Here is an 18,898-nt window from a genome sequence, read left to right as displayed (position 1 = left end):
GGGAGTTCACCTGATGTCGCGTGTTGCGCGAGGGTCGGTCGTGGAGTTGAGAGGCCAACGGTGCTGCCAGTCATGTGGGGCGCCCACGCAGCCCGTGGCGGCCTTGGCCGAAGTCGTCGCCAAGGTACACAGGGCGCTGGACGAGGCGCAGCTCGCCCTCGAAGTCCAAGAGCAGTTGATCGAGGACTTACGGGCCGACGCCGACGGCCAGCGGCAGGCCGCCGACCCGTCCCCCTCCGAGGAAACGCTCGCGGCCCGGGAAGCACTCGCCCTGCTGACGGTCCGCGAACGCCAGATTCTGGTACTCATCTCCCAGGGCAATTCGAATCGGCGCGTGGCCAAGGCACTCGGAATATCCGAGAAGACGGTGAAGAACCATTTGTCCGCAGTCTTCATGAAGGTCGGCGCATCCGATCGCACACAAGCCGTTGTAATGGGCATCCGCAGCGGAATCGTCTCCATTGGTGAGCCCTTCAACGACGCGTCTGGGTCCATGAGTGCGAGTGAGTGACTCCCATACGCTTCAAGGCCCATGCCGTGAGTATGAGGGCCAATCCAGCCATGGGACAGCGGGCGGACTGTCAGAACACCACGTATTTCTGCCACATTGGTCCCATGCTGAAGAATGTAGCCGCGGTCTTGTTCGACAACGTCCATCCGTTCGAGCTGGGTGTCGTATGCGAAGTATTCGGGATCGACCGCCAGGAAGAGGGGCTGCCCGCGTACGACTTCGCGCTCGTCGCCGCGGAGTCCTTGTCCGTACGGGCAGTGCCCGGATTCACCATCAGCACGCCCCACGGGCTCGACCGGCTGGAGGCCGCCGATCTCATCGCCATCCCGGTGGGGGACGACTTCCACACCCGGGACTTCCCGCCCGCCCTTCTGGAGGCCCTGCGCCAGGCGGTGGCCCGCGGTGCCAGGGTGGTCAGCGTCTGCGTCGGCGCCTTCGTCCTGGGTGCCGCGGGGCTGCTCGACGGACGGCGCTGCACCACACACTGGCGGTACGCCGACGCACTGGCCGAGCGCTACCCCAAGGCCCAGGTCGAACCGGGCGTGCTCTACGTCGACGAAGACCCGATCCTCACCTCGGCCGGCACCTCCGCAGGGATCGACGCCTGCCTCCACCTGGTGCGCAAGCTCCAGGGCAGCGACGTCGCCAACGCCATCGCCCGGCGCATGGTGGTGCCCCCGCACCGGGAGGGCGGCCAGGCCCAGTACATCGAACGGCCGGTGGCGCATTACGGGGAGGACGGCGTGCGCGAGGTGCTGGCCTGGGCCGAGCAGCACCTGGACCAGGAGATCAGCGTCGAGCAGTTGTCGGCGCGGGCCTGCATGTCGCCGCGCACCTTCGCCCGCCGCTTCCGGATGGAGACCGGGACCACCCCCTACCGCTGGCTGCTGGCCCAACGGGTGCTGAGCGCCCAGCGGCTGCTGGAGAACACCGACGAGACGATGGAGGCGGTGGCGGCGCGTACGGGATTCGCCAACGCGGCCGCCCTGCGGCACCAGTTTGTGCGCCTCCTCAACACCACCCCCAACGCGTACCGGCGTGCCTTCCGGGGCCGGTCACCCGACACAACCACGCACTGAACCCCTTTGCGGGGTCAACAGGAGGCTGGGAATGCTGCGCATCGCGGTAGTGGGCGCCACCGGATCAGTGGGCCGGGAGTGCCTGGCCCTGCTCGACGGTGGGATCGTGCCCGTGGAACAGGTGGTGCCCGTCGGGTCGGCGCGCAGCGTCGGCCGGGACCTGGGCACCGAACTGGGACTGTCCCTGCCCATGGCGGAACTGGTCACCCTCAACGACCTGGACCCCCGAGGTCTGGATGTCGCCATTTTCTCCGCGGGCGCGGAGGTGAGCGACCGGGAGGCGGAGCGGCTGACCTCGGCGGGGGTGCTGGTCGTCGACAACAGTTCCGCCTTCCGGATGCGACCGGACGTCCCGCTCGTGGTGCCGCAGGTCAACCCCGGTGCGCTCGACGACCGGCCGGGGTCCAACCTTGTGGCCAACCCCAACTGCTCGACCATCCAGCTGGTGCGGGCCCTGAACCCGTTGCACGAACTGGCGGGTCTGGAGAGCGTCGTGGTGGCGACCTACCAGGCGGCGTCCGGCGGCGGCGTGCGCGGCTTGCGGGAACTGGCGGAGGGCTCCAGGGCCATCCTGGACGACCCCCGTGCGCAGGGAGCCACCGGCGGGCGCTTCGGGCAGCCCCTGCCCTTCAACCTCGTCCCCGAAATAGGGCTGCAGGACGACACCGGGCTCACGCACGAGGAACGCAAACTCGTCCGCGAACCACGCAAGATCCTCGGCCTGCCCGACCTTCGGGTGAGCGCCACCGCGGTGCGGGTGCCGGTCTTCGACTGCCACTCCGAGGCCGCGCACATCCGGCTGCGTACGCCGGTCACCGTCGCGTCCGTCGAGGCGGCCCTGGCCGCGACACCCGGTCTTCGGGTCTACCGCCGGTCGGAGAGCCCCTCCTACCCCATGCCCCGTACTGTCTTCGCCCGGCCCGAGGACCGGGCCCTGGTCCACGTCGGCCGCATACGCGTCGAGCCGGAGGACGACAGGGCGGTGGCGCTCTGGGTGGTCGCCGACAACCTGTGGGTGGGGGCCGCGCTGAACGCGTTGCAGATCGTGGAACTCGCCGTGAAGAACGGATGGCTCGGATGACGGCCCGCCGCACGCCCAATAGCCGCCCGCTGGTGCTGAAGTTCGGTGGCTCCGCCTTCGCCGACCTCGACGGCTACCACCGGGTGGCCCGGTACGCGGTGCGCCGCAGCACCGAGGAGCAGCGCCCGCTGGTCGTCGTGGTGAGCGCCATGTCCGGCACCACGGGCAGACTCCAGGAGACCCTGGACGCCTTGTCCGCCGACCCGCCCGCCCACGCCGCCGCGATGCTCCTGACCACCGGCGAGACGGTGAGCGTCGCTCTGCTCGCGGCCGCACTCGATGCCGAGGGCGTACCCGCATGCCCGCTCCCGGCGGGGGGCACCGGGCTCCTCGCCGAGGGGCCCGCCGACCGGGCGGGACTGACCTCGGCCAGTTCCGAGGCGCTGTCCAAGGTTTTGGCCGACTGCCCGATCGCGGTCGTCCCCGGCGGCCAGGCGGTCGACGCGGCCGGGCGGACCGTCATGCTGGGCCGCAACAGCTCGGACCTCTCGGCGGCGGCGACGGCCGCCACGCTGGGCGCCGACACGTGCGAGATCTTCTCCGACGTGCCCGGCGTCTGCACCGCTGACCCCCACCTGGTGCCGGAGGCCCGCACCCTTTCCCGAATCAGTTACGAGGGGGTGCGCCGGATGTCCCGTCACGGCGCCAAGGTCGTCCATGAGGGCGCCGTGGACTGGGCGGAGCGCGGAGGGGTGCGGCTGTTGTGCCGTCCCTTTCCCTGGAGCGAGGACCCGGAGGGCGGGACCGCCGTGGGGACGGGACCGGAGGCGGCTGCGGTCGTCGTGCACAAGGACAGCGAGGTGTGGTGCTTCCGGTCCGGCCGGGAACGCCGGGTGGTGGCCGGACGACTGCGGGCCGAGGGTTTGGGGGGTACCGAGTTCGACACCGCTAGCGAGGCGTGTCTCACGGTGCCGGCCGGAGCGCGGGGCGCGCCCCGGCACCTGCGGACCGCGCGCCGCCTCGACGGCCTGTGCCTGGTCACCACCCTGCGGGCGGACGGCCGGACCGAACATGCCGTGGTGCCGCGCTCCGACGCCGCGGCCGAGGCCCGCCGACGCCACGTGCTGCTGTACCCGGACTCCGCGGGCACCTCGGGGCCGGCAGTTCCCGCCCCGGCCAAGGCCCGCTCCCCCCACAGCGACGTCCTGGTCGGCCCGGGCCCGCCCCCTGCCCCCGAGAACAAGCCGCTGGACTGACCCGGACCGGGCGGACCAGGACCGGGCGGGGCCGCCCGGCCCGACACGCCCGGCGCGGCACCGTGCGCTACTGGTCCCGCTGCTGACCGACGAGGGTCGGGCGAAGACCGAGCCAGTGATCACCCACAGGTCCCGAGGGGCAGCCCCCGGCTGGTGATGACGGGAACCCTCTACGAGGCCCGCACGGGCACCCCCTGGAGCACTCGTGTTGGACGAGTCGATCGTCCGCGCGGATGCCGGCTCGCGCCGCTACCTCCACCTGGTTGCGCATGAAGGCGAGGAGCGGCGAAACGATCACCACCGGCCCGGCGCTTGCCGGCGACCAGCGCCTTGATGGCCCGCCACTGGTCCTCGCGCGGTCTGGCGGCGCCGGTGGTGTCCCCGACGAGGCGGGCGGGTACGGAATCGGCCGAGGACCTGAGGTCTGCGTTGGTCATGCCCCCATGCAACCCGATGCCTCGGACATTGCGCGAATGAGGCCTTCAGCCTGTGGACAAAGTTATCCACAGGGTTGGCGGCGCGGACGGCTTCTGCGGGAACGTCGAGCCATGAACAACCACCACGAACCCACAAGGCCCTCCGCCGGCGACCAGATCACCCTGCGGGGCCCCGCCGAACTCGCCGACGCCCTCCCGTACCTCATGGGCTTCCATCCGACCGACAGTGTGGTGATGGTCGCGCTGCACGGGCGCAGGGGCCGGTTCGGCGGGCGGCTCAGGCTCGGTATCCCGAACTCGCCGAAGGAATGGCCGTTCGTCTCCGACCAGCTCGCCGACTGCCTGGTGACCGGCAGCGAGCGCCGGGGAGCCCGTCCCGAGGGCATCGTCGTCTTCCTCTGCCAGGACCCGGCCGAGGGCGAGTCGGGCAGGCAGGTGATGGAGCGGCTGCGCCCCTTCGCGCAACGCCTGCGCACCGCGTGCGGCGCGCTCGACGTGCCCGTGTCCGAAGCGCTGTGCATCTCCGACGGGAGGTACTGGTCCTACTGCTGCCCCGACGAGCGCTGCTGCCCGCCCGACGGGAACGTACTGGCGATGCCGGGCACTTCGGTGATGGCCGCGGCCGCCGCCTACGCCGGAATCCAGGTACGCGGATCCCTGCGGGAGATGGAGGCCAGGCTCGCGCCCCCGCGGCAGCCGGCCGGTCAGGAGCAGGAGCAGGTGCGGGCGCTGGACGCGGCAGGGCTCGCGCTGGTGCCCCGGATCCTCAGCGGTACCGAGCGTGAGCGGGTCACGGCGGAGACGCTCGGCCTGGCCCGCCGGCTGATGGAGCGCCTCGGCGAGAACGGGCCGGCCGCGGCAGGCTGGCCCGACGCGGACGCCGGCGACGACGCCCTCATCGCCCACGACGAGGCCGCGGCCGTCATTCTCGGGCTCCAGGACCGGGAGACCAGGGACCGGGCCGCGGAGTGGATGGAGGGGGCGGACGCCGAGCCCGCACTGCGGCTCTGGCGGGCGCTCGCCCGCCGGTGCGCCGGAGCGTACGACACCCATGCCGCCGCCCCGCTCACCCTCGCCGGATGGGTCGCCTGGTCGACCGGGGACGAGCCGGGGGCGAGGGTGGCCCTCGACCGCGCCCTGCGGGCCGACCCCGAGTACACCTTCGCCCGGCTTCTGCACCAGGCGTGCAACGAGGGCATCGACCCGGAAGGCCTGCGGCGCTGTCTGCGCGAGGAGCGCCGGGAGCGTGCGGAACACAAACGGCTCCGCCCACGTGTCGTACGCACACGTGCCACCACGCGTTCCGTACGGCCGCAGGCCGCCAAGCAGAGTGCCCCGCCTGCCGGGGCGCGGCCGGCGGCAGCCGACGCGCGAGGCCGTGCGCGCCGACGGGACAGCCCGCGGGGGAGGAGCGGGCGATGACGGCCGTGACCACGGCGGCGATGCGGACGTTCACACGTATGGCGGTACCGCGAACGCCCCGCGCCGTCTCGACCCACGCGGCTGTCACGAGCGCAGAGGAGGCACCGTATGACCCTCACCGCCCAGTACCCCGCCGCCGGGGGAAGACACCTTGCGGGGGGTGCCCGGCCCACCGGTGAGCTGCCCTCGGTCCATGCCCTGCTGGTCTGCGCGGACCTGCCCGGGCTCGCGCTCTCCGCGGAACACGGGCAGCTCACCGGCCACGGCCTGGAGGGCTTCTACCGGGCGGGGCGACGGCTGCTCTCCCGCTGCCACTTGCGGGTCGCGGGACGGGAACCGGTCGCCGTGCAGGGCCGGCTGGTCTCCGCGTCCCGCGCCCGGTTCGTGGGTGTGGTGCGTCCTCCGGCCGGTGCGGGGCCGGACCCCGAGATCGCCGTGGAGCGGCTGCGGCACGCCGGAGGTACGGAGCGGATCGTCCTGCGCAGCTCGGCGTGGCGTGCCGTGCGGCTCCGCGTGGAGATCGGGCTCGGCACCGACCTCGCGGACCTGGGCGCCGTCGCCGCGGGCCGCTCGGGGCCCGAGCTGCCCGCGAGCGTCCACGCCTCGGGCATGCGCTGGTCGGTGGCGGGGGCCCAGGCCGTGGTCACCGCCGACCCGCCTCCCGAGGACGCGATCGCTTCCGTCGGCCTGCTGCGCTGGGAGATCGAACTGCTGCCCGGCGCCTCGCGCACCATCGAACTGCGGATCCGTGCGGAGGGTGGTGCCCGGCCACTCGCGAAGACCGGAGCGGACCCGTTCTCCGAGGCGGCGGCGGAGGGGGACGATTCGCGGGTGCGGGAGCTGTTGCGGAGCAGCCTCGACGATCTGCGGGCCCTGCTGACGCGCGACCCGCGCAATCCCGCGGACGTGTACCTGGCGGCGGGGGTGCCCTGGCGCTGCGGACTCGCGCCCGCCGAGGCGCTGTGGGCGGCGCGCATGGCGCTGCCGCTCGGCACCCGGCTCGCTGCGACGACGCTGCGCACCCTCGCCCGTACCCAGCTGCCGGGCCCGGGGCCCGACCAGGGCCGGCTTCCGGGCCCGCTCAGGGACGCGGGCCCGCACCTCCCGCCCAGCTGCACGGGTGTGGAGGCGACGCTGGCCTTCCCCGTGGTGCTCGCGGAGGCGAGACGGTGGGGGCTGGCGGAGCAGGATCTGGAGGAGCTGCTGCCCGTGGCCGAACGCTGTCTGCTCTGGTTGCGCAGAGCCGCGGACGGCGACGGCTGTCTGGGGGAACGGGGCCCCGGAGGGCCCCGGCGCAGTGAGACCCAGGCCCATGCCCACCGTGCGGCGGTGCTCGGCGCCGACCTGCTGGCCGAGTGCGGTCGTCCGGGAGCCGAAGGATGGCGCGAGTGGGCGGGCGGGCTCCGCCGTACGTTCCAGGAGGACTTCTGGATCGAGGACCGTGCGGGAGGCAGACCGGCGGCGGCCCGTACCGCGGGGGGACGGATCGTCCCGCACCTCGGCGGCTTTGCCGCGCACCTCCTGGACACCGGCCTGCTCGGCGCCGGGCGGCAGGCGCCCGGCCTGCTGGACAAGGTGCAGACCGAACAGGTGGCGAGGCTGCTGGGCGGTCCCGCGATGGACTCGGGCTGGGGGCTGCGCAGCCTCGGTGCCAAGGAGAGCGGTCACAACCCCTTCGGCCACCGCGGTGGCGCGGTGCGCGTCCACGAAACGGCCGTCGCCGTCGCGGGGCTCGCGGCGGCCGGATACGAGAGGGAAGCGGCAGCCCTGCTGCGCGGCGTCCTCGACGCCGCGGGAGCCTTCGGCAACCGGCTGCCCGAGATGTACGCGGGCGAGCAGCGCACCGCGGGCGGCCTTCCCGTGCCGCACCCGGCCGCGTGCCGCCCCGCGGCGGTGGCGGCCGCGGCCGGTGTCCACCTGCTCACCGCGCTCGCGGGCATCCGCCCGGACGCCCCGGCCGGCACGGTGGCGCTGTTCCCGGTGCGCAGTGCGCCGCTCGGGGCCGTGCAGCTGTCCGGACTGCGCGTGGCGGGGGAGCCCTTCGCCGTACGGATCAGCAGGCTGGGCCTCGGCATGGTCGAGGAAGCCGCCGGAACACTCCAGTTGGGGGGCTGAACAGTGGATGCCGGGGAGCGGCGCGAAGAGGGCGGCGCGGACCGCGGCTTCACCGGCTGGAGGACTGTTTATCGTCAGGCAGACGACTATGATCACGGCATGTCGCCCTACGACCCATCGGCCTTTCCTCCCTTCGCCGTCACCGTGGATCTGGTCGTGCTCACCGTGCGCCGTCACGCACTCTGCGCGCTGGTCGTACGCCGGGGCGAGCAGCCCTATCAGGGCCGGTGGGCATTGCCCGGCGGCTTTGTCCGGGCGGAGGAGGGCCTCGGGGCGGCGGCGGCACGCGAGCTCGCCGAGGAGACCGGACTGTGCGCGCACGACCCCGGTGCCCCCTCGCCCGGGAACGGAGCGCACCTGGAGCAGCTGGCCACGTACGGGGACCCCGGGCGGGACCCCCGGATGCGGGTGGTGAGCGTGGCTTATCTGGTGCTCGCACCGGACCTTCCCGCTCCGCGGGCGGGCGGCGACGCGCACAGCGTGCGCTGGGCACCGGTGGAGGCCCTGCTCGGCCAGGAGGATGACCACAGCCGCGAGGACGAGTCTCCGGCCCCGCTCGCCTTCGACCACGCCCAGATCCTTGCGGACGGCGTGGAGCGCGCCCGCTCCAAAATCGAATACTCGTCGCTCGCCACGGCCTTCTGCCCCGCGGAGTTCACCGTCGGCGAGCTGCGCCGGGTGTACGAAGCCGTCTGGGGCGTCGCGCTCGATCCCCGGAACTTCCACCGCAAGGTCACCGGCACCCCTGGTTTCCTCGTCCCCTCGGGCGGGACCACGACCCGGCAGGGCGGCCGGCCCGCGCAACTGTTCCGGGCCGGCGGGGCGACGCTGCTCAACCCGCCGATGCTGCGCCCCGAGGTCTGACACCCGAGGCCCGGCATTCGGGCCCGGCACCCCCGGTCTGACACCCGCAGTTGCCTCGCTGCAACAGAAGTCGGATATATCGCGTTATCTTGCTGCAGTACCGCCCTGCCGCCGAGCGGTCTCCCCTTCCGCGAGAGAAGCGATGCTCCAGGCCATCGGACTCACCAGCGCCCCCCGCCGAGAACTCCCGCCCGCCGTGGACGATCTGACCTTCGAGGCGCGGCCGGGGCAGGTCACGGCCCTCCTCGGCGCCGCCGGATCCGGCAAGACCACGACGCTCAGGCTGATGCTCGGCCTCGAACCCGGCCGCGGTGTCACGTACTTCCGCGGACGCCCCCTCCACCGGATCACCCACCCCGCCCGCGAGGTCGGGGCGCTCCTCGGCGACGTGCCGGGCCACCCCGCCCGTACCGCCCGTGGCCAGCTCCGCATGCTCTGCGCCGCGGCCGGCGTGCCCGCCGCCCGCGCGAACGACATGCTCGACCTCGTCGGCCTGGCCGACCTCGGCGACCAGCGCCTCAGCACGCTCTCCCGGGGCATGGACCGCCGGCTCGGCCTCGCCTCCGCCCTGCTGGGAGACCCGCACGCCCTCCTCCTCGACGAGCCGGCCGACGGCCTGTCCCCGCGCGAGAACAGCTGGGTGTACGGACTGCTGCGCGGCCATGCGGCCCGGGGCGGCACCGTGCTGTACACCACGCGCGACGCCAAGGAGGCCGCCCGTACCGCCGACCGGGTCGTCACCATCGACGACGGCCGTCTCGTCGCGGACCAGGAGGCGGCCGAGTTCGCCAGGACCAGGCTCCGCCCCCGCGTCGCCGTCAGGACCCCGCACGCCGCCCGCCTGGGCGTCCTTGTCGCCCGCGAAGCCCGCGCGGCCCGGCGTTCCGTCGAGGTCGTCACCGAGGGGGGCAGTCACCTCTCCGTCTACGGCAGCGACTGCGCGCAGATCGGCGAGACCGCCTTCCGGCACGGCATCCCGGTCCACCGGCTCGCCGACGAGATCGGCGACACCGGCCCGGCCCCTGCTCCGGAGCAGCCGGCCGCGTCTCCTTCCCCGGTCGCCTCCGGACGTGGTGAAAGCGAGGCGCAGGGGCCCGTCGAGGCGCCGGAACCGTCCTCGCGACCGCTGCCTCTGCGCCCGGCGCGCAGCCCGCTCCACCCCCTGCGCTACGAACTGCACCGCCTCCTCGGCACGAGGACCGCCCTTCTGACCACGGCCACCGTCCTCGTCGCGTCCGTGGTGATCTCCGTGCTGCTCGCGCGCCGGGGCAGCGCCCCCCTGCCCGGCCTTCTCGCCGCCTGGCCGGACATCCTGCCCCTGCCGCCCGCGGCGCTCGGCGCCGGGCTGCTCGGTGCGATCGCCTTCGGCGAGGAGTTCCGGTACCCCGCCCTCGCCGCCGCCCGCGGTACGGTCCCACGCCGTCTCGGGCTGCTCCTGGCCAAGCTGATCGTCTCCGCCGCCACCGCGCTGCTCCTGGGAGCGCTCGTCGTGGTGGCCGACGCCGAGGCGCTGCGGCTGGTGTACGGCGAGGACTTGCTGCGCGTACCGGAGAAATGGTTGTCCATGGCGGCAAGTTGGTCCGGCCTGACCGTCGGCTGCGCCTGGGCCGGGCTATTGGGCGCCGGCGTCTTTCGCGCGACGGCCCCCGGAGTGGCCGCGGTACTCGCCGTACCGGTCCTCGTGGCGCCGGTCGCACAGCGGGTGATCCTGAGCCCGTCCGTGCGTTCGGTGGCCGGACTCCCGGGCAGGCTGCGCGAGGTGGCGTGGCTGCAGTGGCCGTACGAGGCCGACCGGTGGCTGGTGGCCGTGGTGAGGGTCGCGGCCCAACCCGTCGGTGCCGCACTGGGGTTGTCGTTGTGTGCCCTTCTCTGCGCGTATCTGTTCGTCGGCCTTCGCCGCAGTACTCATTGGTGATCGGCTCGTGCGGTGAAGGCCGTCAACGACTGATAACTCCCCTGAGAACGCCCGGGTATTTCCGATAAGTCGTCAATTGCAGGGCGGGCGACGATCACCCTTTCGTGTGCTTTTCACCAAAGACCTCAAGGGGCACGGAAGTCACGCCGACAAAGGATCCGTGAGTACCCTTGCGCACACCATGATGACCGCCGCCCGCTCCGCCGATTCAGGCCTCGCCGGGCCGGGTGAACTCGACCGCTATCCCTACGCGGAGGCGCCGGGCGCCGACCGCGTCGGCATGCCCTCCTGGGACGGGGGCGACCCGGACCTGGGCCGGGTGGGCCGCCGTTCTGCGGGCAGCCGGGGCCGCGGGCTCCACGGCCAACTCGTCCAGCAGCTCGGCCAGATGATCGTCTCCGGCGACCTGGGCGCCGACCGCCCGCTCGTCCCCGAGGAGATCGGCCAGCGCTTCGAGGTCTCCCGCACCGTCGTGCGCGAATCCCTGCGCGTACTTGAAGCGAAAGGCCTGGTCAGCGCCCGCCCCAACGTCGGCACCCGGGTCCGTCCCGTCAGTGACTGGAACCTGCTGGACCCCGACATCATCGAGTGGCGGGCCTTCGGCCCGCAGCGCGACGATCAACGTCGTGAACTCGGCGAACTGCGGTGGATGATCGAGCCGCTCGCGGCCCGCCTCGCGGTCGGCCATGGGCGCGAGGACCTCCAGCAGCGCCTCGGCGACATGGTCGAGATCATGGGACACGCCCTTGCGCAGGGTGACTCCCTGACGTTCTCCCGGGCCGACGCCGAATTCCACTCGCTCATCATCCAGCTCGCGGGCAACCGCATGCTCGAACACCTTTCCGGCATCGTCTCCGCCGCCCTTCAGGTGTCCGGCGGGTCCCTCATCGGCTGTGACCGCCCGACCGAGGCCGCTCTCGTCCACCACTCCCGCATCGTGGACGCGCTCGCCGCGGGCGACGCCATGGCCGCCGAGACCGCCATGCGTCAACTGCTCACCGCACACCCGGAAGTGGAGCGTGTGGTGCCGGCGCCGCGCGAGCACTGATCACGGACCACGGCCGGGGTGTGTGCCTTGCGGCCCGACTGCGCTGACGAACCTCGTGTCGCCGGATCCCACGGGTCCGGCGACACGCTTGTGAGCCGGTGTTCCTTCTGCTCTCCCGCGCTCCGTACGGCATGTGACTCGGGCCACGCAGATTGGGCGTAACACTCCTCGGAACTGTGCGATGACCTAAGAGGTGACAGCCGAAGAGGGAATACAGCCGCTGAACCTGGCGCTGTAACCAGTCCGAGGTTCAACCTGCGCCGTCGGTACATCCCCAGCCGATGTCGTCGGTCGTGGCCCGTACTCAGGGCGAGGCCGGAAGCCGTTTCCATCGTTCCGAGAGGTTGTTCGTGTCGGCCAGCACATCCCGTACGCTCCCGCCGGAGATCGCCGAGTCCGAGTCTGTGATGGCGCTTATCGAGCGGGGAAAGGCTGATGGGCAGATCGCGGGCGACGACGTGCGCCAGGCATTCTTGGCCGACCGGATTCCCTCGGCCCAGTGGAAGAACGTTCTGCGCAGCCTCAACCAGATCCTCGAGGAAGAGGGTGTGACGCTGATGGTCACTGCCGCGGAGCCGCCCAAGCGCCCCCGCAAGAGCGTCGCGGCCAAGAGCCCGGTCAAGCGCACCGCCACCAAATCCGTCGCGGCCGAGGCGGCCCCCGCGAAGACGGTCGCCGCCACCGCCGCTCCGGCGTCCGGGACCGTGGACGCGGTGGCCGACGAGGTCGTCGCACCCGAGGCCGCCGCCACGCCCGGGCCGGAGGAGAAGGCCGCCGCCAAGAAGGCCGTGGCCAAGAGGACCGCTGCGAAGAAGACCGCGGCCAAGAAGACGGCAACCAAGAAGGCTTCCGCCAAGAAGGGCGCCGACGAGGCCGCCGACGCTGAGGACTCCACCGAGGAGATCCCGGTCAAGGCGGGCGCCGACGAAGAAGAAGAGGGCGGGGAGAAGGGCTTCGTTCTCTCCGACGAGGACGAGGACGACGCGCCCGCGCAGCAGGTCGCTGTCGCCGGCGCCACCGCCGACCCCGTCAAGGACTACCTCAAGCAGATCGGCAAAGTCCCCCTCCTCAACGCCGAGCAGGAGGTGGAGCTCGCCAAGCGCATCGAGGCGGGCCTGTTCGCCGAGGACAAGCTGGCCAACAGCGACAAGCTCGCGCCGAAGCTCAAGCGCGAGCTGGAGATCATCGCCGAGGACGGCCGCCGCGCCAAGAACCACCTGCTGGAGGCCAACCTCCGCCTCGTGGTCTCGCTGGCCAAGCGCTACACAGGCCGAGGCATGCTCTTCCTGGACCTGATCCAGGAGGGCAACCTGGGTCTGATCCGCGCGGTGGAGAAGTTCGACTACACCAAGGGCTACAAGTTCTCGACGTACGCCACCTGGTGGATCCGGCAGGCGATCACCCGCGCGATGGCCGACCAGGCCCGCACCATCCGCATCCCGGTGCACATGGTCGAGGTCATCAACAAGCTCGCCCGCGTGCAGCGCCAGATGCTCCAGGACCTGGGCCGCGAGCCCACCCCGGAGGAGCTGGCCAAGGAACTCGACATGACCCCCGAGAAGGTCATCGAGGTCCAGAAGTACGGCCGCGAGCCCATCTCGCTGCACACCCCGCTCGGCGAGGACGGCGACAGCGAGTTCGGTGACCTCATCGAGGACTCCGAGGCGGTCGTCCCGGCCGACGCGGTCTCCTTCACGCTCCTGCAGGAGCAGCTGCACTCGGTCCTGGACACCCTCTCGGAGCGCGAGGCGGGCGTCGTGTCCATGCGCTTCGGTCTCACCGACGGCCAGCCCAAGACGCTGGACGAGATCGGCAAGGTCTACGGCGTGACGCGTGAGCGGATCCGCCAGATCGAGTCCAAGACCATGTCGAAGCTGCGCCACCCGTCGCGCTCGCAGGTCCTGCGCGACTACCTCGACTAGGCCGTACCTGGTCGTTCACCGCCCGGACCGAGGGCCCGGAGTCTCGCGTACGAAACTCCGGGCCCTCGGCTTTCACGGGTGCGGCGCACCGCCGTCCGGCCGACGCTGGGGATGTCATTGCAGCGCCGAACCAGGAGGCCGAATGCGTCGCTCTTCTACCGGATCTCTGACAGGGGCGGTGGCCCTGGCAGCCACGGCCCTCATAACGCCGCACGTCTCGGGCGGTACCGCCGCCGCCGACGGCGTGGTGATCGGGGGCCGACCGGTGCAGGTCTCCAAGACGCCCTGGGTGGTGGCACTGGCCAGCCGTGACCGGTTCGGAGGTACGCGGGCGGGACAATTCTGCGGGGGGGTGCTGGTGGCGCCGGACAGAGTGATGACGGCGGCGCACTGCGTGAGCAAGGAGGTCCTCGGCGTACCGCTCGGCCAGGTGCGTGACCTGAAGGTCGTAGCGGGCCGCAGTGAACTGGCGGGTTCGGGTGGCCAGGAGATCGCGGTGAGTGACGCGCGGATCGACCCGGAGTACGACGCCGGGACGAACACGGGAGACTTCGCGATGCTCACGCTGTCGGTCTCGCTTCCCGCGCATCACGCCATCAAGGTCGCGGGGCCGGGAGACGCGGCGTACACGCCGGGCACGAGCGCGGTCGTCTACGGCTGGGGGGACACGACCGGCACGGGAACCTACGCGTCCGAGCTGCATGCCGCGCCGGTGGAGGTGCTGCCCGACAGCACCTGTGAGAGCGCCTACCCGAAAAGCACCTACGGGACGTACAGCGCGGACACGATGCTGTGCGCCGGGGACCCGGAGGGGGGCCACGACGCGTGCCAGGGGGACAGCGGCGGGCCGCTGGTGGCCGACGGCCGGCTGATCGGGCTCGTCTCCTGGGGGAGCGGCTGCGGTCAGGCCCAGAGCCCCGGGGTGTACTCACGCCTCTCGGCGGCCCCCGGAACATGGACCACCAGAGGCTGATTACGCTTACAGCGTACGAGAACGGGCGGCCTTCCCCGGGGTTTCCGGGGGGACCGCCCGTCGACCGGTCTGTAACCGGCCCTTGGCTCGTCGTAATGGCGAGGTGTCAGCGTTCCTCGTCTTCCGGGGACGGCGGCATGGGGGTCAGCCGGTCTGTCTCGTCCTGTATTTCCGCGGCGATCTTCTTGAGTTCCGGCTCGAACTTGCGACCGTGGTGGGCGCAGAAGAGCAGTTCGCCGCCGCTGGCCAGGACAACGCGCAGGTAGGCCTGGGCGCCGCATCGGTCGCATCGGTCAGCGGCCGTCAGGGGGGTCGCGGGGGTCAGAACAGTAGTCACGTCGCCTCTTCTCTAGCTCGACGAGCTGTCGTACCAGGGTCAACATCCAACCAGGCCGAAAACGTTCCCGCTCGTGGCTTTTCCTTGAAAATTCTTCCGAAGGTGGCTGTCTGCTGCCGGTTAGCGGCGAAGGAGCCGTATTGCGTCGCTCTACGGTTTCGCGTCGGTTAGTTGGTGGTCTGCCCTCCCGGCTGGCTTGCCGGTTGTTCATGAGGACGTGCCCGGAGCCTAAATGGTTCATGCCTAGAAGGGAACGTGATGTCCACGTCACCCCTTCGAGGGATCGAACGTGCATACGACTCTGGACTAGCATGAGTTTTCCTGAGGGTGGCGTTACATGGGCTCTACCAGGCCTCGGTACCCTCTGACCGGCGACCCACGCCGGGCCCGTACCCCATCGGGACACATTTGAAATTCAGCGAGGAGCGAACCGCGTGACCGCCGAGACGTCCGTGCCGTCCACTGCGCTTCTGACCGGTGCAGACCGTGACGGCTCCAACTACACCGCGCGGCACCTGCTCGTACTCGAGGGGCTCGAGGCCGTCCGTAAGCGCCCTGGCATGTACATCGGGTCCACCGACAGCCGCGGCCTCATGCACTGCCTCTGGGAGATCATCGACAACTCCGTCGACGAAGCCCTCGGCGGTTACTGCGACCACATCGAGGTCGTCCTGCACGAGGACGGCTCGGTGGAGGTCCAGGACAACGGCCGCGGCATCCCGGTCGACGTGGAGCCCAAGACGGGTCTGTCCGGCGTCGAGGTCGTGATGACCAAGCTGCACGCCGGCGGCAAGTTCGGCGGCGGCTCGTACGCGGCCTCCGGCGGTCTGCACGGCGTCGGCGCCTCCGTCGTCAACGCCCTCTCCGCCCGCCTGGACGTCGAGGTCGACCGCAACAGCGCGACGCACGCCATCAGCTTCCGGCGAGGCGTCCCCGGCATGTTCACCGGGCCGGGCCCCGACTCCCCCTTCGACCCGGCGAACGGCCTGCGCAAGGTCAAGCGGGTCCCCAAGACGCGCACCGGCACGCGCGTACGCTACTGGGCCGACCATCAGATCTTCCTCAAGGACGCCAAGCTCGGCCTGGAGACGCTGTACCAGCGCGCCCGCCAGACGGCCTTCCTCGTCCCCGGCCTGACCATCGTCGTACGCGACGAGCGCGCCCTGGAGGGCGAGGGCAAGACCGAGGAGATCTTCCGCTTCGACGGCGGCATCAGCGAGTTCTGCGAGTACCTCGCGCAGGACAAGGCCATCTGCGACGTTCTGCGGCTGTCCGGGCAGGGCACCTTCAAGGAGACCGTGCCGGTCCTCGACGACCGCGGGCACATGACGGCCACCGAGGTCACCCGCGAGCTCGGCGTGGACATCGCGCTGCGCTGGGGCACGGGGTACGACACCACCGTCAGGTCCTTCGTCAACATCATCGCCACCCCCAAGGGCGGCACCCACATCTCCGGCTTCGAGCGGTCCCTCACCAAGACCGTCAACGAGGCGCTGCGCTCGGCCAAGCTGCTGCGCGTCGCCGAGGACGACGTCGTCAAGGACGACGTCATGGAGGGCCTCACCGCGGTCGTCACGGTGCGGCTGGCGGAGCCGCAGTTCGAGGGCCAGACGAAGGAGATCCTCGGCACCTCGGCGGCCGCGCGGATCGTCGGCAATGTCGTCGCCAAGGAACTCAAGACGTTCCTGACCTCCACCAAGCGGGACGCCAAGCAGCAGGCGCGCTCGGTCATGGAGAAGGTCGTCGCCGCCGCGCGGACGCGTATCGCGGCCCGCCAGCACAAGGAGGCGCAGCGCCGCAAGACCGCGCTGGAGTCCTCCTCTCTGCCGGCCAAGCTCGCCGACTGCCGCAGCGACGACGTGGAGCGCAGTGAGCTCTTCATCGTCGAGGGGGACTCCGCACTCGGCACGGCCAAGCTCGCCCGGAACTCCGAGTTCCAGGCGCTGCTGCCCATCCGGGGCAAGATCCTCAACGTCCAGAAGTCCTCCGTCTCGGACATGCTCAAGAACGCCGAGTGCGGCGCCATCATCCAGGTCATAGGAGCGGGCTCCGGGCGGACCTTCGACCTGGACGCCGCGCGCTACGGCAAGATCGTGCTGCTCGTGGACGCCGATGTCGACGGCGCGCACATCCGCTGCCTGCTGCTGACGCTCTTCCAGCGCTACATGCGGCCGATGGTGGAGGCGGGGCGCGTCTTCGCCGCCGTGCCGCCGCTGCACCGGATCGAGCTCGTCCAGCCGAAGAAGGGCCAGGACAAGTACATCTACACGTACTCGGACAGCGAGCTGCGGCAGAAGCTGCTGGAGTTCCAGCGCAAGAACGTGCGCTTCAAGGACTCCATCCAGCGCTACAAGGGCCTGGGCGAGATGGACGCCGACCAGCTGGCGGAGACCACGATGGACCCGCGCCACCGCACGCTGCGCCGGATCAACATCGGTGACCTGGAGTCCTCCGAGCAGGTCTTCGACCTGCTGATGGGCAACGAGGTCGCGCCCCGCAAGGAGTTCATCACCAGCTCGGCGGCGACCCTGGACCGCTCGCGCATCGACGCCTGAGCCGGCGCCGGACGAAGACCACCCGTGGGTGGAGCGCACAGCTCCACCCACGCTCGCTCCGATCCCCTGCGGGCCTCCGGTCCGCAGGGCCGCTCCACGGCGTCGCGGACGAGTGGCGGCTGGACCGCGTGGCCGTCCCCGGAGGCCCCGTCACGGCTGGGTGCGCCACGGGTGCGCGTGGTCATCGACGTCCTGGTCCGGGTCGCGACGACCACCTGGATCCTCTGGGCGGCGTACGGCGTACGGCCCGGGAGTCTTCCGGGGCGTCGCGGCCGTCGTCCCGGCGGCCGGACCGTGGAGCCCGCCCTGCCGGGCCGGGGATCGCGCTCGTCGGGTACTCCCTGCGCCTCGGCGCGGCAGGCCCGGCGCCCGCTTCCGGCTGCTCGCGCAGGAGCGGGCCGCCCGTGCGGCGGAGGTCCGGTCCACGGGCCCCGGCCGAGCGGGCCCGTACCGCCCGGGAGCTCCATGACGTCCTGGCACCCAGCCTCTCCGCACCGATGGTGCACCTGGAGGCCGCCCGGATCCGGATCGAGCAGGGCGCGGACCGCGCGTGGATCCTGGAGCGGGTCGTGGCGGTGCGCGGCAGGCCCGCAGGGGCTGGCGGAGGCCCACCGGCCCCTCCGTGCCGCGTGGGGGAGGTGGTACCGGTGGAAGCCTTCCTGCGGGATTCGGCGGCCCCGAGGAGAACGCGACGGTCGACGCGTCCGGGGAGCGCCGGGCGCTGTCCGCCGAGGCCCCGTGGACGGTCCGGCGGGTGGCGCAGGAAGCGCTGACGAACGTGCGCAAGCGCGCCGGGGCGGCGGTCCGCATCCTGTTCACGTACGGGAGCGGCGAAGTGACTCCGGGGGTACGGGACCCGGACGCCCCGGCCACCACCGGCGCAGCCGGACCGGCGAGCTCGCGGGCCCCGGCTGCGGCCTGCCGACGATGCGGATGCCGCGCTGCGACGGGTGGAGGCGACCCGCCGTATCCGGGCCCCGTATCCGGCCACCCAGGTCGTGGTGCTCACGACGTACGCGGACGACGAGTCGCTCTTCGCGAGGTTGCGCGCGGGGGCGCGCGGCTGTCTCACCAAGGACGCCGGTGGCGAGGAGACCGTACGCGCCGTCGCGGATGTGATGTCGGGGCGGGCGGGGTTCGCGCCCGCCGTCCAGCTGCGCCTCCTGGCGCAGATCACCGCCCCCACTGTGTCCGCCGAGCTGCCGGGCGGTCTCACCCGGCGCGAGGCCGAGGTGCCGGCGCTCGTCGCCGAGGGACTCCCCGACTCCGGGACCGCCCGCGTGCCGCACATCGGCACGGCCACCGTGAAGACCCGCATCGACAACCTCTTCACCAAGGGGGAAGGGCGCGACCGGGCACAGGCGGCGCGGTACGCCCACCGGCACGGACTCGCACAGCCGCCCGGGGCATCCGTCACCTGAAGGGGTGAAGAGAAAGGATTGA

15 protein-coding genes and 1 pseudogene are annotated in these 18,898 nt (G+C 71.7%); 14 read left to right on the top strand and 2 right to left on the bottom strand.

Annotated features, from left to right (window positions below; translation table 11 throughout):
- The first annotated feature begins 103 nt into the window (after nucleotides 1–103).
- The 4 genes from BN1555_RS07520 to BN1555_RS07505 all read left to right on the top strand — a co-directional run bounded on the left by BN1555_RS07520 (nucleotide 104) and on the right by BN1555_RS07505 (nucleotide 3,867).
- Entirely contained in the window at nucleotides 104–511 is a 408-nt protein-coding gene (locus BN1555_RS07520) for a response regulator transcription factor (protein ID WP_176709986.1), read from the top strand.
- Nucleotides 512–615: 104 nt separating this feature from the next.
- A complete protein-coding gene (locus BN1555_RS07515; protein ID WP_093798646.1) occupies nucleotides 616–1,590 on the top strand; it encodes a GlxA family transcriptional regulator in 975 nt (324 codons plus the stop codon).
- Between the two features lie 31 nt (nucleotides 1,591–1,621).
- Nucleotides 1,622–2,671: an aspartate-semialdehyde dehydrogenase gene (locus tag BN1555_RS07510; protein ID WP_093798645.1), complete on the top strand. Its 1,050-nt coding sequence runs from the start codon at nucleotides 1,622–1,624 to the stop codon at nucleotides 2,669–2,671.
- Nucleotides 2,668–3,867, top strand: coding sequence for an amino acid kinase family protein (locus BN1555_RS07505; protein ID WP_176709985.1), 1,200 nt, complete (start codon nucleotides 2,668–2,670; stop codon nucleotides 3,865–3,867). The genes BN1555_RS07510 and BN1555_RS07505 overlap by 4 nt, the downstream gene beginning before the upstream one ends.
- 204 nt (nucleotides 3,868–4,071) lie before the next feature.
- Here BN1555_RS07505 and BN1555_RS39625 read toward each other — a convergent pair.
- Nucleotides 4,072–4,304 (bottom strand): annotated as a pseudogene (locus tag BN1555_RS39625) (recombinase RecQ); the annotation flags it as partial.
- Nucleotides 4,305–4,415: 111 nt separating this feature from the next.
- Between BN1555_RS39625 and BN1555_RS07495 the strand changes: the two are divergent.
- The 7 genes from BN1555_RS07495 to BN1555_RS07465 all read left to right on the top strand — a co-directional run bounded on the left by BN1555_RS07495 (nucleotide 4,416) and on the right by BN1555_RS07465 (nucleotide 14,563).
- Nucleotides 4,416–5,726, top strand: a complete 1,311-nt coding sequence (locus BN1555_RS07495) for a DUF4192 domain-containing protein (protein WP_093798643.1) — start codon at nucleotides 4,416–4,418, stop codon at nucleotides 5,724–5,726.
- Nucleotides 5,727–5,834: 108 nt separating this feature from the next.
- Nucleotides 5,835–7,841 (top strand): glycogen debranching N-terminal domain-containing protein, encoded by a 2,007-nt coding sequence (locus BN1555_RS07490; protein WP_093798642.1) that lies wholly within the window; start codon nucleotides 5,835–5,837, stop codon nucleotides 7,839–7,841.
- Nucleotides 7,842–7,940: 99 nt separating this feature from the next.
- The gene (locus BN1555_RS07485; protein WP_093798641.1) at nucleotides 7,941–8,705 is read left to right on the top strand and encodes an NUDIX hydrolase; all 765 of its coding nucleotides are present in this window, start codon (nucleotides 7,941–7,943) and stop codon (nucleotides 8,703–8,705) included.
- A 142-nt stretch (nucleotides 8,706–8,847) separates the two neighbouring features.
- The gene (locus BN1555_RS07480; protein WP_093798640.1) at nucleotides 8,848–10,620 is read left to right on the top strand and encodes an ATP-binding cassette domain-containing protein; all 1,773 of its coding nucleotides are present in this window, start codon (nucleotides 8,848–8,850) and stop codon (nucleotides 10,618–10,620) included.
- A gap of 160 nt (nucleotides 10,621–10,780) precedes the next feature.
- On the top strand, nucleotides 10,781–11,668 hold the full coding sequence (locus tag BN1555_RS07475) for a FadR/GntR family transcriptional regulator (protein WP_176709984.1): 888 nt from the start codon (nucleotides 10,781–10,783) through the stop codon (nucleotides 11,666–11,668).
- 350 nt (nucleotides 11,669–12,018) lie between these two features.
- On the top strand, nucleotides 12,019–13,590 hold the full coding sequence (locus tag BN1555_RS07470) for an RNA polymerase sigma factor (RefSeq protein WP_093803260.1): 1,572 nt from the start codon (nucleotides 12,019–12,021) through the stop codon (nucleotides 13,588–13,590).
- 142 nt (nucleotides 13,591–13,732) lie between these two features.
- The gene (locus tag BN1555_RS07465; RefSeq protein ID WP_093798638.1) at nucleotides 13,733–14,563 is read left to right on the top strand and encodes a S1 family peptidase; all 831 of its coding nucleotides are present in this window, start codon (nucleotides 13,733–13,735) and stop codon (nucleotides 14,561–14,563) included.
- Between the two features lie 106 nt (nucleotides 14,564–14,669).
- Here the strand turns inward: BN1555_RS07465 and BN1555_RS07460 are convergent, their stop codons facing one another.
- Entirely contained in the window at nucleotides 14,670–14,900 is a 231-nt protein-coding gene (locus tag BN1555_RS07460; RefSeq protein ID WP_093798637.1) for a DUF7455 domain-containing protein, read from the bottom strand.
- Between the two features lie 434 nt (nucleotides 14,901–15,334).
- Here BN1555_RS07460 and BN1555_RS07455 point away from each other — a divergent pair, with 434 nt between their 5' ends.
- From BN1555_RS07455 to BN1555_RS07445, 3 genes are all read left to right on the top strand, one after another.
- Nucleotides 15,335–17,455 carry a DNA gyrase/topoisomerase IV subunit B gene (locus BN1555_RS07455; RefSeq protein ID WP_093798636.1) on the top strand — a complete coding sequence of 707 codons (2,121 nt, stop codon included), beginning with the start codon at nucleotides 15,335–15,337 and terminating at the stop codon, nucleotides 17,453–17,455.
- Between the two features lie 128 nt (nucleotides 17,456–17,583).
- Nucleotides 17,584–18,228 (top strand): histidine kinase dimerization/phosphoacceptor domain-containing protein, encoded by a 645-nt coding sequence (locus BN1555_RS41570; protein ID WP_369688954.1) that lies wholly within the window; start codon nucleotides 17,584–17,586, stop codon nucleotides 18,226–18,228.
- A gap of 177 nt (nucleotides 18,229–18,405) precedes the next feature.
- Nucleotides 18,406–18,876, top strand: a complete 471-nt coding sequence (locus tag BN1555_RS07445) for a LuxR C-terminal-related transcriptional regulator (RefSeq protein WP_369688953.1) — start codon at nucleotides 18,406–18,408, stop codon at nucleotides 18,874–18,876.
- Nucleotides 18,877–18,898: the final 22 nt, after the last annotated feature.

It is taken from the genome of Streptomyces sp. Wb2n-11, assembly GCF_001049855.1.
GTDB lineage: Bacteria > Actinomycetota > Actinomycetes > Streptomycetales > Streptomycetaceae > Streptomyces > Streptomyces altiplanensis.
Note: the sequence above shows the minus strand (reverse complement) of the source record. Positions and strands in the feature narration are given on the sequence as shown.